The following is a 16,592-nucleotide window of genomic DNA, read 5'->3' as shown; positions in this document are numbered from 1 at the left end:
CTCTTTCTACTTCAGTTGTACGCGAGGATCGACCGCCTGGTACAGCAGGTCGGTGAGCAGGTTGAAGAGCATGGTGGCGGCGGCAACGTACACGGTGATCGCCTTGATCACCGGAAAGTCGCTGCGCTCGACGGCCAGGATCACTTCACGCCCGATGCCGGGGATGCCGAAGAAGCGCTCGAGCAGGAAAGCGCCGATCAGCAGGGCCGGCAAGTTCGACATCACATAGGTAATGATGGGAATGCCGGCGTTGCGCAGCACGTGGACCCACATGATGCGGCCTTCCTTGAGGCCCTTGGCGCGCGCCGTGCGCACGTAATCCTGGTTGGCCTCGTCCAGCACGAAGGTGCGGAACAGGCGCAGCGTCGGCGCGATGGACACGGCCAGGCCGATCAAAATAGGCAGGGTGGAATAGCGCAGCAGGTTTTCCCAGAAGCTGTCGCCCCAGCCCTGCACGGGGAACAGGCCCAGTTTATACGCGAAGCCGTACTGGAAGACGATGATGTAGACGAGGATGGAAATCGACATGCCCACCGTGCAGGCGATCATGACGGCGCGGTCCGTCAGCGAACCGCGCACGAAAGCGATGGCCAGCGCCAGCGCCACGCCGAAGAAGGTTTCCAGCACGGTCAGCGGGATCAAGACCATCATCGACGGGCCCAGGCGCGAAGTGATGATGTGCGACACGGTTTCGCCCGTGGCCCAGCTTTGACCGAAATCAAAGGTGACGATCTGCTTGATGAAGATCCACAGTTGCACGTAATACGGCTGGTCGACGCCCAGTTGGCGGCGGATGTTGGCGATGCTTTCCGCACTAGACATCTTGCCGGCCAGGATGTAGGCGGGATCGCCGCCCACCCAGTTAAACAATATAAACACCAGCAGGACCACGCCCAGCATGGTGGGCAGCATCTGCCACAAGCGGCGCAGGATATAAGCAAACATAATGATTCCTTGTTGTTATAAGCGTCGCTTATTTATTGGCCGAGGCCGCAGGGGCTGGCGCCGCTGGCGCGCCCGTGCTGTCGATATCCATGTACGCCCATTCCTGGAACAGGATCGGGTGCTTCTTGTAGCCCAGCACCGACTTTTGCGCCAGCATGTTGCGGTAGCGCGCATAGCCGATCAGGGCGCCCGCATTGACTTCCAGGCGGCGCGCCATCTTGTGGAACAGCTCGTCGCGCTCGGGACTGGCCGGCATGGCCTGGCTGGCCGCGTACCATTTATCGTACTCGGGATCCTGGTAGCAGCCATTGTTGTTCTGGTGCGTGTTGGGGCCGTAGAACAGCTGCATGAAGTTGTCGCCATCCGGATAGTCGGCCAACCATGGCGCCGTGCGCGTCTGCATCTTGCACTGCTTTTCCGTTTTTAGAATGTCGGAAAAGATCATGCGGTCGTTTTCCATGCGGATGCCCAGCGAGTTATACGTCTTGCGCCACATTTCCGCCTGCAGCACGCCGTTGGCTTCGTTGCGCGAAGCGTAGCGGATCAAGAGTGGTTTGCCGTCCGGCAAGGTGCGCCAGCCGTCGGCGCCCTTCTTGTAGCCGAATTTATCCAGCAGCTTATTCGCCAGCACGGGATCGTATTGCAGCAGGGATTTATAGTGCGGATCGTAGCCGACGACACCGGGCGGTATCGGATAGTCGAGGCGCTTGGCCTGGCCATTCCAGATGATGCGGATTTCCTCGTCGATATTGTGTGCCATGGCAATGGCGCGGCGCAGGGCGATCTTTTCCTTGCTGAAGCCGCCGAGGGTCGGGTCTTCCATGTTCCAGTAGTAATAGCTGATTTCCGGGTCCAGCAAACGTGACAGTTGCACGCCCTTCTCCGCCAGCTCGGGACGCAGCTTGCCGTTCAGCAATGCCTTCGGTGCCAGCGGGCCGTCGAGCCAGAACACGTCCGTGCCGCCGCTCTGGAACGACAGCCAGCGCGACTGGTCTTCGATCATCACGGAAATTTCGATGCGGTCGATGGCGGGAATGCGCTTGCCCTGCATCTGGCGCACGATGCGCTGGTCGTCCGGGTCGTCGCCGGCCATGAAATTCCACGTTTCCGGCAAGTGCTGCGGGTTGCGATTGAGGACAATGCGGTTGCCGCGCGTCCATTCGCCCAGGGTGTAATAGCCGGTGCCGACGGGATTCGAACCCACTTCGCCCTTCACGTCGCCGTATTTTTCCACCACTTCGCGCGCCACGGCGGCCGTCGGCACGTAGGCGAGGATCATGGGGAAATTGAAATCGGTCTTGGTCAGCGAGATGCGCAAGGTGTACGGGTCGAGGATTTCCAGTCCCGCCACCTTCTTGCTGTAATCGAGCTTGTTCGACTTGGCCGCGTCCTTCGCCAGGTCGTCCAGGCCCACCACCTTGCCTTCGAACAGCCAGCTGTGCGGCGACGCCAGGCGCGGGTCGAACAGGCGCTTCCACGAATACACGTAGTCGGCCATCGTCAGTTCGCGGCGCTTGCCGCCGAACGCAGCGTCGGGTGTGTACAGGATGCCTTTTTTCAGGCGGATGGTGTAGGTCTTGCCGTCGGCCGACACTTCCGGCATGGCGGCCGCCGCGCCGGGCACCACCTTGACGGGGCGCGCCAGATAGTCATAGGTGTACAGGGTGTCGAAGACGGCCTGCGTGATGTGGTTCGAATACAGGTCGCGCGCGGTGGCCGGATCGAAGCCCGTCTCGGCGGCCGGCAGGATATAGCGCAAGGTTTTCACCGGCGCGGCCGCGGCGGCAGGGGTGGCATCCGCAGCAACGGCGGCCAGCGGCAGGGTGGCCAAGCAGGCGAGCAGCGCCACGCGCCGCATCCATGGTGACTTCATGTAATACCCTTCATCTCGATTATCTGTCGCACCGTATTGGTGCGCTTGTACTGGCTTCCCCCTGGGATACAGGATTCCACCGCCAAAACCAGTCCATCCTCGCAAGATCTATGCCTTGTTCATCCCCAGCCGCGCCCGCAGGCAGGCGAGCTGGAAAAAGGCGTAACGATAACGCATATTCCGTTCGCCGGGCGAAAAGCCGCAGCAGGGGCGTGGCGCGCCGCCATGGCCACCCGCCTTGCGGAGCGAATCTTCCGCAGCGCAACAAAGACAAGGCGCCACCATGAAAAACCGGCCTGGCAGTAACCCTTACGGCCTCGAATGACAACCGTTTTTATCGCAGTACGGAAAATACGCATCGCAATGCAACATCAAGATAATTGCAAATATTGAAACACGTCAACATTATAAAAAACACTGTTGTTTCCATGATGAAAGTACATGCGTGCGCGTTGACAAGGTTTCTCGGCAAATGGTCTTATCACTCACGGCAACTGACAGTATGCCGTTTTGACCCACAGCGATTGCCGACGCAGCAATCTTTATCACCCTGGCAAAGCTGTGCCTTACAAGGGCCGGCCGAGCACACTTTCGGAGTTCTGAGAATGATGATGGAAACAGTGATGTCCCGCTCCGTACGCCTGATTTTTTCGGGCAGCGTAGCAGCGCTCAGCCTGGGCATGATGGCTGCGCCGGCAATGGCGCAAGACGCCAATGTACAACGTGTGGAAATTACGGGGTCGAGCATCAAACGGGCCACGGCCGAGACCGCATCGCCGGTGCAGGTCATCACCCGCGACGACTTGATGAAATCGGGCAAGGCCACCGTCGCCGAATACCTGCAAACCCTGACCGCCGATGGCGCCGGCTCCCTGCCGACGGGCTTCGGCAACGGCTTTGCCGCCGGTTCCACGGCCATCTCGCTGCGCGGCCTGGGCGCCACCTCGACCCTCGTCTTGCTGAATGGCCGCCGCATGGCGCCGTTCGCGCGCGCCGATGACGGCCAGAAGAGCTTTACCGACCTGTCCACCGTGCCGATGCAGATCGTCGAGCGCATCGAAATCCTCAAGGATGGCGCATCGTCGACCTACGGCGCGGACGCCATCGCCGGCGTGGTCAACATCATCCTGCGCAAGGACTTCGAAGGCCTGACCCTGAAAGGCGACACGGGCATCTCCGGCGACAGCGACGCCAAGCAGCACCGCGCCTCGCTGACCTTCGGCAAGGGCAACCTGGATACGGACAAATTCAACTTCGTCCTCAATGCCGAGTACAGCAAATCGGACATGCTGATGAACAATGACCGCGCGGGACGCAAATGGATAGGCAAGGCCGACCTGCGCCCATACGGCTATGCGATCAACACCCAGTTCGCCGGCGGCTACATCAATGGCAACAACGATGCGAATGCCGCGCCGACGGGCCTGATCCGCGATCCCGTCACCAACAATTACGTGTCCCTGCCCGGCTGCTCCAGCTTGTCCGTTTCCTCGCCGCAAGATCCGAAGGGCGGCTGCCTGTGGCACCACGACCAGTTCCGCTCGATGCAGCCGAAGATCGAATCGATCAACCTGTACACGCGCGGCACCTGGCAAGTCAATGCCGATACCCAGGTGTATGCGGAAGCGGGCTACTCGAAGCGCGATACGGCCTTCACCCTGATCCCGCCATCGATCACGCCGACCATCGCCTTCCCGCCGAACGCCACCAGCCCGACTGGCGTCGTCAACTACGGTTCCGGCGCCGGCACCACCATTGTGCTGGCCGCCAACCATCCGCAGAATCCGTATGGCGTGCCCGTGCGCGTGCGCTACCAGGCCTTCGACGTGGGCGCCAGCACGCGCCAGGCGAACAACGAATTCAACCGCATCGTGCTCGGCGTCAAGGGCAACGCCATGGGCTGGGACTACGATGCCGGCTACACGCATTCGGAATCGAAGCTGCACCTCGATTACAGCAATATGCTGAACATGGCCGTCGTCAAGGATGCGTTGGGCAATCCGAACAGCAAGTATTTCCCCTACTACATCGGCGCGCAGGCGAACAAGAATCCCGCCTCGCTGTACGCGGCCATGGTGACGAACGCCACTTCCGATTCCACCACCAAGCTCGACATCATCGACTTCAAGGCATCGCGCGAACTGATGCAGTTGCCGGGCGGCGCCATGGGCCTAGCCGTGGGCGCGGAACACCGCCGCGACAAGCTCGACAATCCATCGCTGTCCGGCACGCAGGACGGTTCCATCAACTCCAGCTATGTGGCGGCCAAGGGCGACAGCAAGGTCTCGGCCGTGTTCCTCGAAGTGCTGGCGCCCGTCATCAAGACGGTGGAACTGTCGGGCGCCTTGCGTTACGACAAATATGACCGTTTCTCGTCGACCACGCCGAAACTGGGCGCCAAGTGGACGCCGCTGAAGACCTTCGCCGTGCGCGGCACGTATTCGGAAGGCTTCCGCGCGCCGGGCCCGGCGGAAAGCAATGCCAACTCGCAATCGACGGGCACCTCGACCGTCAGCGATCCCGTGCGCTGCCCGGGCGGCACCCGTTTGCCGGGCGCCAATGCCAGCGATTGCGAACTGCAGGTGGCGGCCGTCAAGATTGGCGACCCCAGCCTGAAGCCGGAAAAGTCCAAGGGCTACACCCTGGGCCTCGTGTGGGATCCGTTCAACGATACCAGCCTGTCGCTCGATGCCTGGAAGATCAAGCGCGAAAACGAGATCAACCCGCTGCCGTACAACGAAGCGGCCGCCCTGCCGACGGCCGTCCGCGCCGACAACAACCTGACCATCAATGGCGTGGTGGTGCCGAACACGGGCACCTTGCTGATCACCAAGGCGCCGTACCGCAACTCCAGCTTCACGGAGATCAAGGGGATCGACCTGGACGTCAAGCAGCGCGTGCGTCTGGGCGACTACGGCCGCGCCACGTTCGGCCTGACCTGGACCCACATCGCCTCATGGGTACGGGCCGAGTCGGCCACCGTGCGCTACCAGTTCGCCGGCACGCATGGCAATTGCGACACGTCCAACTGCGCCGGCACGCCGAAGGACAAGATCAATCTGACCGGCTCGTGGGACCTGGGCAACTGGAACGTCAGCGGCGTGCTGAACTACCGTTCGGACATGAAGAATATCTTGTTTGAAGGCAAGCCATGCGCGTCCAAGCTGGCCGACGGCACGTCCGCGCCGAACGGTTGCAAGCTCGCATCATTCACCACGCTCGACCTGTCGAGCCGCTGGAACGTCAACAAACAGCTGCAACTGTTTGCCTCGATCAACAACGTGACCGACAAGATCGCCCCGCTCGACCCGTTGACCTATGGCGGCATGAGCTACAACCCGATGGATGCGAGCGGCGCCATCGGCCGCTACTTCAAACTGGGCGCCAGCTACAAGTTCTTCTAAGCTGACACAAGGCCCCCTGACGCGAGGCGGTGAGCAATCACCGCCTTTTTTTCGTCCGCGGCTGTGGCGCCAGTTCACTCATCCACATGCCTATTGCGCCAGCGCAAACCTTACCTGCTGCGCGCCTGTAAAACTCCCGTGCAGGCCACTTGGCCCATGACCAAGCCACAGGAGTGTCAGATGACGCAAACCCGCAGTCCCTCCCCTACCTTGCGCCTGCTGTGCGCAGCCTTGATCGGCGCGTATGGCCATGCGGCCATGGCGCAGGACACCGGCGCCGCCGGCGAGCCGCCCGCCATGCAGCGCGTCGAAGTCACCGGGTCCTCCATCAAGCGCCTCGTCTCGGAAACGGCCACGCCGCTGTCCATCTTCAAGGCCGAGGATTTCGCCAAACAGGGCTTGACGACGGCCCAGGAAGTGCTCAGCAAGATACCCTCGAATTCCTCCAGTATGGGCAGCGGCAATGCCGTCGGCGGCAATACCAGCGGCTTGCCCACGGGCGGCCAGGCCAGCGCCGACTTGCGTGGCCTGGGCGGCGACAAGACCCTGGTCCTGCTCAACGGCAGGCGCATCGCCAACCATCCGTATGACGGCGCCAGCGTCGACCTGAACATCATCCCCATCGCGGCCCTGGAAAGAGTCGAAGTGCTGCGCGACGGCGCCTCGGCCATCTACGGCACGGACGCCATCGGCGGCGTGATCAACTTCATCACCAAGCGCTCCGTCAACGTCACGAATATCACCGCCGAAGTCGTCTCGCCCGAACACAAGGGCGGCGGCGAGCACCGCATCAACCTGTCGACGGGTTTCGGCAAGCTCGACACCGACGGCTACAATATCTTCGGCGTACTCGACTACCACAAGCAAAATGTGCTCACCTCGCAGGACCGCGATTTTTCCAGGACGGGCATCATTCCCGAGCGGGGCCTGTCGCTGACCAGCGGCACCACCTTCCCCGGCAACTACTTCGACGCGGCGGCCAACGGCGGCAATGGTCTGGCCGGCAACCCCTACGCGGCCAGCGGCTGCCTGCCGCCGCTGTCGGTGCCGGCCGTGCCGGCGAACGGCACCTGCCGCCAGGATTACACGCGCCAGATCGACAACTTGCCCGCACAGCAGCAAATAGCCTTCTTCGGCAAGGGCGCCTTCAAGCTGGGCGGCGGCCACCTGGCCACGGTGGAATACCTGCATTCGGAAAACAAGGTGAAGGCACGCACGGCGCCGCCGCCGCAAACGGGCCTGATTCTGCCCATCAGTAGCAAATATTATCCGGGCAATGCGGGCGGCGTGCCGGCCCAGCCGGGCTTGTCGGGCCAGCCGCTGAGCGTCAACTGGCGCCCCGTCGAGGCGGGCCAGCGGCAGATCGATTCGGACGGCAAGGCCGACCGCTTGGTGCTGGCCCTCGAAGGCGAGCTGGCCGGCTGGGACTACAAGACGGGCCTGAGCCATGCCATCAGCAAGTCGTCGGAAAAATTCACGAACGGCTATGTGCAGGATGCGGGCTTTGCCGCCGGCGTGCTGAACGGCATCCTCAATCCCTTCGGCGAGCAGGATGCGGCCGGCAAGGCTTACCTGGACAGCACGGCCCTGCGCGGCGAGGTGCAGAGTGCCAAGGTCACCACCACGGGCTTCGACATCAAGGGCAGCCGCGAACTGATGCAGCTGGCCGGCGGTCCGCTGGCCATCGCGCTGGGCGGCGAGGTGCGGCGCGAAAAGGCCGACTTCAACGTCAACCGCGATATCGCCGGTCAGGCCGCCAGTTCCGGTCTGTCGGGCTCGCTGTCGAAGAGCGGTTCGCGTACCATCGAAGCTGTCTTCGGCGAAGTCAACTTGCCGCTGATCAAGGACCTGGAAGTGCAGCTGGCCGCCCGCTTCGACCATTACAGCGACGTGGGCAGCACCACCAATCCAAAGCTGGCCCTGCGCTACCAGGCCAGCAGCGCGCTGGTGCTGCGCGGCTCGGCCAGCACGGGTTTCCGCGCGCCCACCCTGTTTGAAAAGAATGCGCCGCCGTCGAAGAACGATACCAACGATTCCTACGACGACCCTATCCTTTGCCCGGGCGGCGTGCCGCAGCCGGGCGCCAATCCCCTGCGCGATTGCGACTTGCAACAATTCAAGCTGCAAGGCGGGAATGAAAAGCTGAAACCGGAGAAATCCACCACCTTCGCCTTCGGCCTCGTGCTCGAACCCGTCAAGGAAGTCACGCTTGCCATCGATTACTGGAACATCCACCTGAAGGACAAGATTTCGTCCTTGCCCGAGCAATCGATCTTCGGCAACTACGAAAAATACAAGGCCTTGTTCCTGCGCAATCCCGATGGTTCGCCCTACGCCATCCTGGACTTGAACGACAACCTCGGCGAAGTGAAAACCGACGGCATCGACGTCAGCCTGAATGCACGCCTGGGCCGTGGCGCGTATGGCGATTTCAGCGTGTCGGTCGATGGCACGTGGACCCACAAGTACGACTATCAGAACGAGCGCGGCGGGGCCTTCATCGCCAACGTGGGCCGCTATGCGGACAACAATCCCGTGTTCCGCTGGAAACATACGGCGGCCCTGAACTGGCGCATGGGCAACTGGGGCGCCACCGTGTCGCAATCGTTCAAGTCCGGCTACACGGACCAGAACCAGGTGGATCCGCAGTTCCGCCACGATGTGCCGTCGTACAGCCTGCTGAACGTGTCGGGCAGCTACGCGTGGAAAGGCTTGCTGCTGACGGCCGGCGTGAAAAACCTGTTCGACAAGGAACCACCGTTCTCGAACCAGGGCACCCTGTTCCAGAAAGGCTACGATCCGCGCTACACGGACCCGCTCGGACGCGCCTGGTACTTGCGCGGCAGCTATACGTTTTAAGGGAAATTTTCAGATCAAGTGATAAAGCAGGCAGCGCTGGCAACAGCGTGCCAGCAACAGAAAAGCGGCGCCATCAGCGATGATGTGCGCCGTTTTATTTTACGCATCTGAGCAAGGCTGACAAGGGCTCACGATACTTTATTGCTGAAGGATTACAAAAAAAACAGGGAAATGTTGCATTTCGTCCAAAAACTCCGCGCGAAATTGACAATCTGAATCGTGAATGTTTTGATGAGGGCCCAGAAAATTTACAGAATTTTCATTGGTGGATTTTCAAAAAGGCAAATAAATTGTTGGTGAGCAACAAGTTATTTCAAAATAATTGCCGCCTTTATCACAATAACAAGGAATTTCAGATGATGATAGAAAATGTAATATCGCGGTCGCTGCGCCTGATGTTTGCAGGCGGCATGGCCCTGAGCATGCACGCCGCGTACGCACAAGAAACAACAGATGGCGCCATGCAACGCGTGGAAGTCACGGGTTCGAGCATCAAGCGCCTGGCATCGGAGACAGCGTTGCCGATCACCTCGATCAAGGCTGACGATTTCGCCAAGCAAGGCTTGACGACGGCGCAGGAAGTCCTGTCCACCATTTCCATGAATCAGAGCTCGCAAAGCAGCTCGCAATCCGTCGGTTCCGGCACGGGCGGCCAGTCCGTCGCCGACCTGCGCGGCATCGGCGGCGACAAGACCCTGGTCCTGCTGAACGGCCGCCGTATCGCCAGCCACCCGTTCAACGGTTCGTCCGTCGACCTGAACATCATCCCTATTTCTGCCCTGGAACGTGTCGAAGTGCTGCGTGACGGCGCCTCCGCGATCTACGGTACCGATGCCATCGGCGGCGTGATCAACTTCATCACCAAACGCTCCGTCAAAGGCGGCTCCGTCACGGTCGAACATTACGAGCCACAGAAAGCGGGCGGCGGCGACGAGTCGCGCCTGAACCTGTCCGGCGGCTATGGCGACCTGAACAAGGATGGCTTCAACGTCTTCGGCGTTGTCGACGTGCATCGCCAGTCGGCGCTGAGCACGGCCGACCGTTCCTTCTCGAAGAGCGGCTACATCCCGAGCAAGGGCGTGGATAACCTGAGCGGCACCACCTTCCCCGCCAACTTCTACGATACGGGCAATGGCCTGATCGGCAACCCGGCCTTCGCCGGCGGTTGCGTAGGTGAGAACCTGTACAAGAATACCTCGGGCAAGAGCACGTGCGCCATGGATGTCACGCCATTCATCCAGGCCATTCCGAAAACCCAGCAGGAATCCTTCCTGGGCAAGGCCAGCTTCAAGCTGAACCAGGATCACCTGGCCACCATCGAGTACCTGCACTCGCGCAGCACCAACGAAGCACGCATCTCGCCGCCGCCGATGTCGAACATCGGCATCCTCATGTCGTCCAGCTCGCCGTACTACCCAGGCGGCAGCGGCGGCGTGCCAGCCGTGGCTGGCCTGTCGGGCGAGCCGCTGGACATCAGCTGGCGTCCAGTGGCGTCGGGCCAGCGCAGCGGCTTCGACACCAGCACCTCGGACCGCCTGGTACTGGCTTCCGAAGGCGTTCTGGGCGCGTGGGACTACAACGTCGGCCTGAGCTACTCCGTCAGCAAGGCCACCAGTGCCTTCACGGGCGGCTACCTGAATGACCAGCGCATCATCGACGGCATCGGCAATGGCATCCTGAATCCGTTCGGCGAGCAGAGCGCCGCTGGCACCGCGTACCTGAAGGATTCCGTCCTGAAAGGCGAATACCTGAGCGCGAAGATGACCAGCACCGCGGTCGATGCGAAGATCAGCCGCGAGCTGTTCAACTTGCCGGCTGGCGCAGTCGGTTTCGCCGTCGGTACGGAATTCCGCAACGACAAGGCCGAATACAATGTGAACCGCGACCTGGCCGGCCAGGCATCGAGTTCCGGCTACGCCGAAGCGCAGAACCAGTCGGGCAGCCGCAACATCTCCGCCATCTTCTCGGAACTGAGCATTCCTGTCGTAAAAGACCTGGAACTGTCGCTGGCAGCCCGTTATGACCACTACAACGACGTCGGCGGCAGCTTCAACCCGAAAGTCGGCGTACGCTGGCAGCCAACGAGCCAGGTGCTGCTGCGCAGCTCCTACAACACAGGTTTCCGCGCGCCAACACTGTATGACCTGCATGGTCCGCAAACCAAGACCTTCACGGCCAACAAGTACGACGATCCACGCCTGTGCCCAGGCGGCGTACCGATCCCTGGCGCCAACAGCAATGTGGCCTGCGGCGCGCAGCAGTACATCCGTTCGGGCGGCAATCCGGACGTCGGCCCGGAAAAATCGAAGACCTTCAGCGCCGGTATCGTCATCGAGCCGACCAAGTCGCTGACCGTCTCGCTCGATTACTTCCAGATCAAGCTGCGCGACAAGATCGGCACCGTGGCCGAACAGACCCTGTTCGACAACTACGCCAAGTATCAAAGCAACTTCATCTATACCGCTGACGGCAAGCTCGACTACGTGCTGGCCACCCTGGGCAACCTGGGCGAAATGCACACCTCGGGCATCGACCTGGGCCTGAACTGGAAATTGCCACGCAGCCAGTATGGCAACTTCACGTTCAACTTCGACGGCACCTGGGTGCAGAAGTATGAATACCAGAACGAACGCGGCGGCGAATTCGTGCAAAACGTGGGCGTGTATGGCGACAATGCACCGGTATTCCGCTGGAGACATAATGCCTCCCTGCAATGGAATCTGGACAAATGGAACGCCACGCTGTCGAACAAGTACATGAGCGGCTACCGCGACCAGAACTATGTCGATCCGCAATTCGAGCAAAGCGTCAAGGCTTACTCGGTATGGTCGCTGTCGGGCGCGTACTCGGGCTTCAAGAACACCGAAGTCACCGTGGGCGTGAAAAACCTGCTGAACGAAGATCCACCGTTCAGTAACCAGATCGGCACCTTCCAGTCCGGCTACGATCCGCGTTACGCCGATCCGCTGGGCCGTACTTTCTACGTGCGCGCCACGTACAAGTTTTAAGCTGCTGCGCAACTGATACCAGCTCAAAACTGAAAAGCCCGGAAAGCTTAGCTTTCCGGGCTTTTTTTCATGCTGCGCGCCATGTTATTCCGCGTCGCCCTGCAAGCGGCGCTGCTTCACGGCCGCCGCCAGGTTTTCCAGCACGGCCACGCTGGTGCTCCAGTCGATGCAGCCGTCCGTGACGGATTGGCCGTAGATCAATTCCTTGCCAGGGATCAAATCCTGGCGCCCCGCCACCAGGTGCGACTCCACCATCACGCCGACGATGCGGCCATCGCCGGCGGCCACCTGGCTGGCGATGTCGGCGCACACGGGGATCTGGTTTTCCGGTTTTTTCGAGCTGTTCGCATGCGAGGCGTCGATCATCAGGCGCGCCGCCAGTCCCTGCGCGGCGATGGCCTTGCAAGCGTCGTCCACGCTGCTTGCGTCATAGTTCGGGGTTTTTCCGCCACGCAAGATGATGTGACAATCCTCGTTGCCGTTGGTCGAGACGATGGCCGAGTGGCCGCCCTTCGTGACGGACAGAAAATGGTGCGGTTGCGAGGCGGCCTTGATGGCTTCCACGGCGATTTTCACATTGCCATCCGTGCCATTCTTGAAGCCGACCGGGCACGACAGTCCCGACGCCAGCTCGCGGTGCACCTGCGATTCCGTCGTGCGCGCGCCGATGGCGCCCCAGCTGATCAGGTCGGCGATGTATTGCGGACTGATCACGTCGAGGAACTCGGTGCCAGCTGGCAAGCCCAGCTCATTGATATCGCGCAACAGTTCGCGCGCCATGCGCAAGCCGTCGTTGATGCGGAAGCTGTTGTCCATGTACGGGTCGTTGATCAGGCCCTTCCAGCCCACCGTGGTGCGCGGCTTCTCGAAGTAGACGCGCATGACGATTTCCAGTTCGCCCGCGAACCGCGCGCGTTCCTTGACCAGCAGGCGCGCATATTCCATCGCCGCCTTGGTGTCGTGGATGGAGCAAGGCCCGATCACCACCATCAGGCGGTCATCCTGGCCGTGCAAAATACGGTGCAAGGCGATACGGGCGCTGGCGGCGGTCAGTCCGGCTTGCTCCGAGCAGGCGAATTCGCGGATCAGGTGGGACGGCGGGGTCAATTCCTTCATTTCGCGAATTCGCAGATCATCAGTGCGGGGCATCATTTTCTCCAAAATTTAAGGAAGGGTAAAACATCCGGGTAAAAAAAAACCGCCATCAGTGGCGGTTTTTTAGAATTTGCTGGGATCTCGTTTTTTGCTGCTACGTGAACCGACCGCTACTCCACCGCCTTTTGGGTTGGAATTGCTAAAGTAAAAATAAGCGGTAAAAAAGTGGCGAGCAAACATGCGGTTCATCCATAAGTGATGAATGACTATAAACCTAAATTACAAGGGTTGGCAAGCGTATTTGTCGGCAAAGCCGCATGCCGCAGCCGTTTTACACTGAAAAATACGTCAAAAAGCATAAAAAGTTGCGCGCCGCGAACTGGCATCACCGCCCTGACAACGCTGTGGCCGCCGTGGCACGCACACCACGCCAATCCGTTTTGACCATGGTAATCGGCGCACTACTGATGTAGATCGAATCCCGGCCGGGCCGCACGGCCAAGACTTCAAGGTGCACCTCACCTTTTCCTGTCTGACCTTCCGGAGAATCGCATGATCTACAAAACATCCGTCCATCCACCGTTGCTTTCACCACCACGCATGGGCCTGGCCCTGGCCAGCGCCCTGCTCGCCCTGCCCGTCCTGGCACAGGAAGCGGCCCCCATCGCCCGCGTGGAAATCACCGGCTCGAACATCCGCCGCGCGCAGGCGGAAACGGCATCGGCCGTCCAAACCCTGAACGCGGCCGACATTGAAAAATCGGGCAAGTCCAGCGTGGCCGAACTGCTGCAAACCCTGGCCGTCGACAACCAGGGCTCCGTGCCCACCACCTTCGGCAACGGCTTTGCCGCCGGCGCTTCCGGCGTTTCGCTGCGGGGCCTGGGCACGGCCTCGACCCTGGTGCTGCTGAACGGACGCCGCGTGGCGCCGTATGGCCTGGCCGACGATGGCCAGAAAGTGTTCGCCGACCTGAACATCATTCCCCTGGAAGCGGTGGAACGGGTGGAAATCCTCAAGGATGGCGCCTCGGCCATCTACGGTTCGGACGCCATCGCGGGCGTGGTCAACGTGATCCTGCGGCGCGACTACCAGGGCACGGCCATCAAGGGCAATTACGGCAAGACGAAGGAGTGGGACGGGCGCGACGCCCGTGCCGCCATCACGCACGGCTTCGGCGACATCGACAGCGACCGCTACAACGTGCTGCTGAACCTCGAGTACAGCGAAAAGGCCGCCATCTGGAACCGCGACCGGGCCGGACGGGGCGCCGTGGGCCGCAGCGACTTGCGCGACCTGGGCTTCAGCGCGCAGGAAACCCTCAGCGGCGCGGGCGCCATCACCACCAACAACGCGGCCGGCAGCGCCGTCAACGGCAATGTGCGCAATCCCGACACGCTCGACTACTACAACCGCGGCAACCTGGCCGGCGTGGGTTTTACGCGGACCTTCCCCGGCGCCGCCTGCGGCAACTTCACCACGCATCCGCAGGGCGACCCGGGCGGCGGCTGCCTCACCGATGCCACGCAGCAATATGGCCAGATCCAGCCCAAGCAAAAGAACATCAATTTCTTCGGCCGCGCCGCCTGGCAACTGACACCGGCCTTGCAAACGTATGCCGAACTGAACCTGTATCACAGCGAATCGCATTCGGCCACCACGCCGTCGACGGTCAGCGGCTCGGTCGGCTACCCGGGCGGCCCCGTCAGCAATGCGGGCGTGTCGCTCGGTGCGGCCCACCCGGACAACCCGTATTACGGCACGGCGGCGCGGCTGCGCTACCTGGCGGCCGACGTGGGGCCGCGCCTGTCGGAAGTCGACTCCACCTTCACGCGCTTCGTGGCCGGCATCAAGGGTAGCGTGGCGGGCTGGGATATCGACAGCGCCTTGCTGTACTCGCAGAACAAGGTGTCGAACGACCTGAACGGCTACCTGCAGCGCGACGTCGCCTTCGCCCTGCTCAACCCGACTGCCGCCAATGTGGCGGCGGCCAGCCTGAATCCCGCGTACGCGGCCCTGCCTGCCGGCAGCCTGTGGCGCATCGCGGAAAACGCGGGCCTCAATTCGCCCGAGCTGTACGCGGCCCTGTCGCCGCGCATCTCGAACGACGCCAAGACGCATATCGCGCAGATCGACTTCAAGGCCAGCCGCGAGGTAGCCAAGCTCGACGGCGGCGGCCTGGGCGTGGCCGTGGGCGCGGAATTCCGCCACGAATCGACGGAACTCAAGCCCACCACGGGCACGGAACGGGGCAATATCATCGGTCTCGGCTATTCCGCCTACAAGGGCAGCCGCAACGCCTCGGCCATCTATGCCGAAGTGCTGGCGCCCGTGCTGAAAACCGTGGAGCTGTCAGGCGCCCTGCGCGCCGACCATTTCACGGACGTGGGCAATTCCTATACGCCGAAAGTGGGCGTGAAATGGACGCCCGTACGCGAACTGGCCCTGCGCGGCACCTTCGCCAAGGGCTTCCGTGCGCCCAGCGCGGCGGAAAACGGCGTCGGCGGCCTGGCCGCGTTCTCCACTGCCAGCGATCCGCTGCGCTGCGCGCTGGGCGTCGAAGTGGCGTGCGATCCCGCGGCGATCGCCGTCATCACCTCGCCCAATCCGGACCTGTCGCCGGAACGTTCGCGCAGCTATTCCGTGGGCGCCGTATGGGACCCGCTGCCGCGCAGCAGCATTTCCGTGGACCTGTGGCAAATCCGCCGCAAGAATGAAATCAACCAGGAGCAGACGGATGCGGCCATTGCCGCCGGCAAGGTGGCGCGCGACCCGTCCACGGCCACGGGCATTCCCGGCGATCCCGGCGCCATCACGGCCGTGCTGGCCAACTATGTGAATTCGGCGCAAACGACGGTGCGCGGCATCGACATCGACGCCCGCCAGCGCTTCAACCTGGACGGCGGCTACGGCAGCCTGACCTTCGACCTGAAGTGGACGCATCTGTACAAATGGCTGCGCACGGAACAGGATGGCACGCAGCGCGATTTTGCCGGTACGCATGGCAATTGCGATGTATCCAACTGCATGGGCACGCCGGACGACCGCATCAACCTGGGCGCCACCTGGGAACGCCAGAACTGGCGGGTCACGGCCAACGTCAACTACCGCGCGCCGCTCGACAACGTGCTGTTCAAGAACGACCCGGACGGCTGCGCCACGCATTTCGCCGACGGCACGGATGCGCCACGCGGCTGCCGCATCGCCTCGTTCACCACGGTGGATCTGACGGCCCGCTGGCTGGCCACGCCCAAGCTGGAGGTGTTTGCCACGGTGCAAAACCTGTTCGACAAGATCGCCCCGCTCGATCCGCTGACCTATGGCGCGACCGGCTACAACCCGCTCGACTATGCGGGCGCGGCAGGGCGATTCATCAGTGCGGGGGTGAAATACAAATTCTGAGAGATCCAG

7 protein-coding genes are annotated in these 16,592 nt (G+C 61.8%); 4 read left to right on the top strand and 3 right to left on the bottom strand.

The window, feature by feature from the left end; genetic code table 11:
• Positions 1-6: 6 nt before the first annotated feature.
• Together AC07VH_RS15075 and AC07VH_RS15070 are read right to left on the bottom strand one after the other, a co-directional pair.
• Positions 7-945: an ABC transporter permease gene (locus AC07VH_RS15075; RefSeq protein WP_071079183.1), complete on the bottom strand. Its 939-nt coding sequence runs from the start codon at positions 943-945 to the stop codon at positions 7-9.
• Between the two features lie 28 nt (positions 946-973).
• On the bottom strand, positions 974-2,818 hold the full coding sequence (locus tag AC07VH_RS15070; RefSeq protein ID WP_494788403.1) for an ABC transporter substrate-binding protein: 1,845 nt from the start codon (positions 2,816-2,818) through the stop codon (positions 974-976).
• Positions 2,819-3,441: 623 nt separating this feature from the next.
• Here AC07VH_RS15070 and AC07VH_RS15065 point away from each other — a divergent pair.
• From AC07VH_RS15065 to AC07VH_RS15055, 3 genes are all read left to right on the top strand, one after another.
• Entirely contained in the window at positions 3,442-6,222 is a 2,781-nt protein-coding gene (locus tag AC07VH_RS15065) for a TonB-dependent receptor (RefSeq protein ID WP_494788404.1), read from the top strand.
• A 180-nt stretch (positions 6,223-6,402) separates the two neighbouring features.
• Entirely contained in the window at positions 6,403-9,081 is a 2,679-nt protein-coding gene (locus AC07VH_RS15060) for a TonB-dependent receptor (protein ID WP_494788405.1), read from the top strand.
• A gap of 356 nt (positions 9,082-9,437) precedes the next feature.
• A complete protein-coding gene (locus AC07VH_RS15055) occupies positions 9,438-12,089 on the top strand; it encodes a TonB-dependent receptor (RefSeq protein ID WP_475416409.1) in 2,652 nt (883 codons plus the stop codon).
• A gap of 84 nt (positions 12,090-12,173) precedes the next feature.
• Here the strand turns inward: AC07VH_RS15055 and aroG are convergent, their stop codons facing one another.
• A complete protein-coding gene (gene aroG / locus AC07VH_RS15050) occupies positions 12,174-13,238 on the bottom strand; it encodes a 3-deoxy-7-phosphoheptulonate synthase AroG (RefSeq protein WP_494788482.1) in 1,065 nt (354 codons plus the stop codon).
• Positions 13,239-13,736: 498 nt separating this feature from the next.
• Between aroG and AC07VH_RS15045 the strand changes: the two genes are divergently transcribed.
• Entirely contained in the window at positions 13,737-16,583 is a 2,847-nt protein-coding gene (locus tag AC07VH_RS15045) for a TonB-dependent receptor (protein ID WP_494788406.1), read from the top strand.
• The last annotated feature ends 9 nt before the right edge of the window (positions 16,584-16,592 follow it).

Source organism: Janthinobacterium sp. GW821-FHT03C10, assembly GCF_059420865.1.
Note: the sequence above shows the minus strand (reverse complement) of the source record. Positions and strands in the feature narration are given on the sequence as shown.

Excerpts from the sequence above, each read along its gene's own strand:
- AC07VH_RS15075 (WP_071079183.1), bottom strand. The coding sequence starts at position 945 with ATGTTTGCTTATATCCTGCGCCGCTTGTGGCAGATGCTGCCCACCATG.
- AC07VH_RS15070 (WP_494788403.1), bottom strand. The coding sequence starts at position 2,818 with ATGAAGTCACCATGGATGCGGCGCGTGGCGCTGCTCGCCTGCTTGGCC.
- AC07VH_RS15065 (WP_494788404.1), top strand. The coding sequence starts at position 3,442 with ATGTCCCGCTCCGTACGCCTGATTTTTTCGGGCAGCGTAGCAGCGCTC.
- AC07VH_RS15060 (WP_494788405.1), top strand. The coding sequence starts at position 6,403 with ATGACGCAAACCCGCAGTCCCTCCCCTACCTTGCGCCTGCTGTGCGCA.
- AC07VH_RS15055 (WP_475416409.1), top strand. The coding sequence starts at position 9,438 with ATGATGATAGAAAATGTAATATCGCGGTCGCTGCGCCTGATGTTTGCA.
- aroG (WP_494788482.1), bottom strand. The coding sequence starts at position 13,238 with ATGCCCCGCACTGATGATCTGCGAATTCGCGAAATGAAGGAATTGACC.
- AC07VH_RS15045 (WP_494788406.1), top strand. The coding sequence starts at position 13,737 with ATGATCTACAAAACATCCGTCCATCCACCGTTGCTTTCACCACCACGC.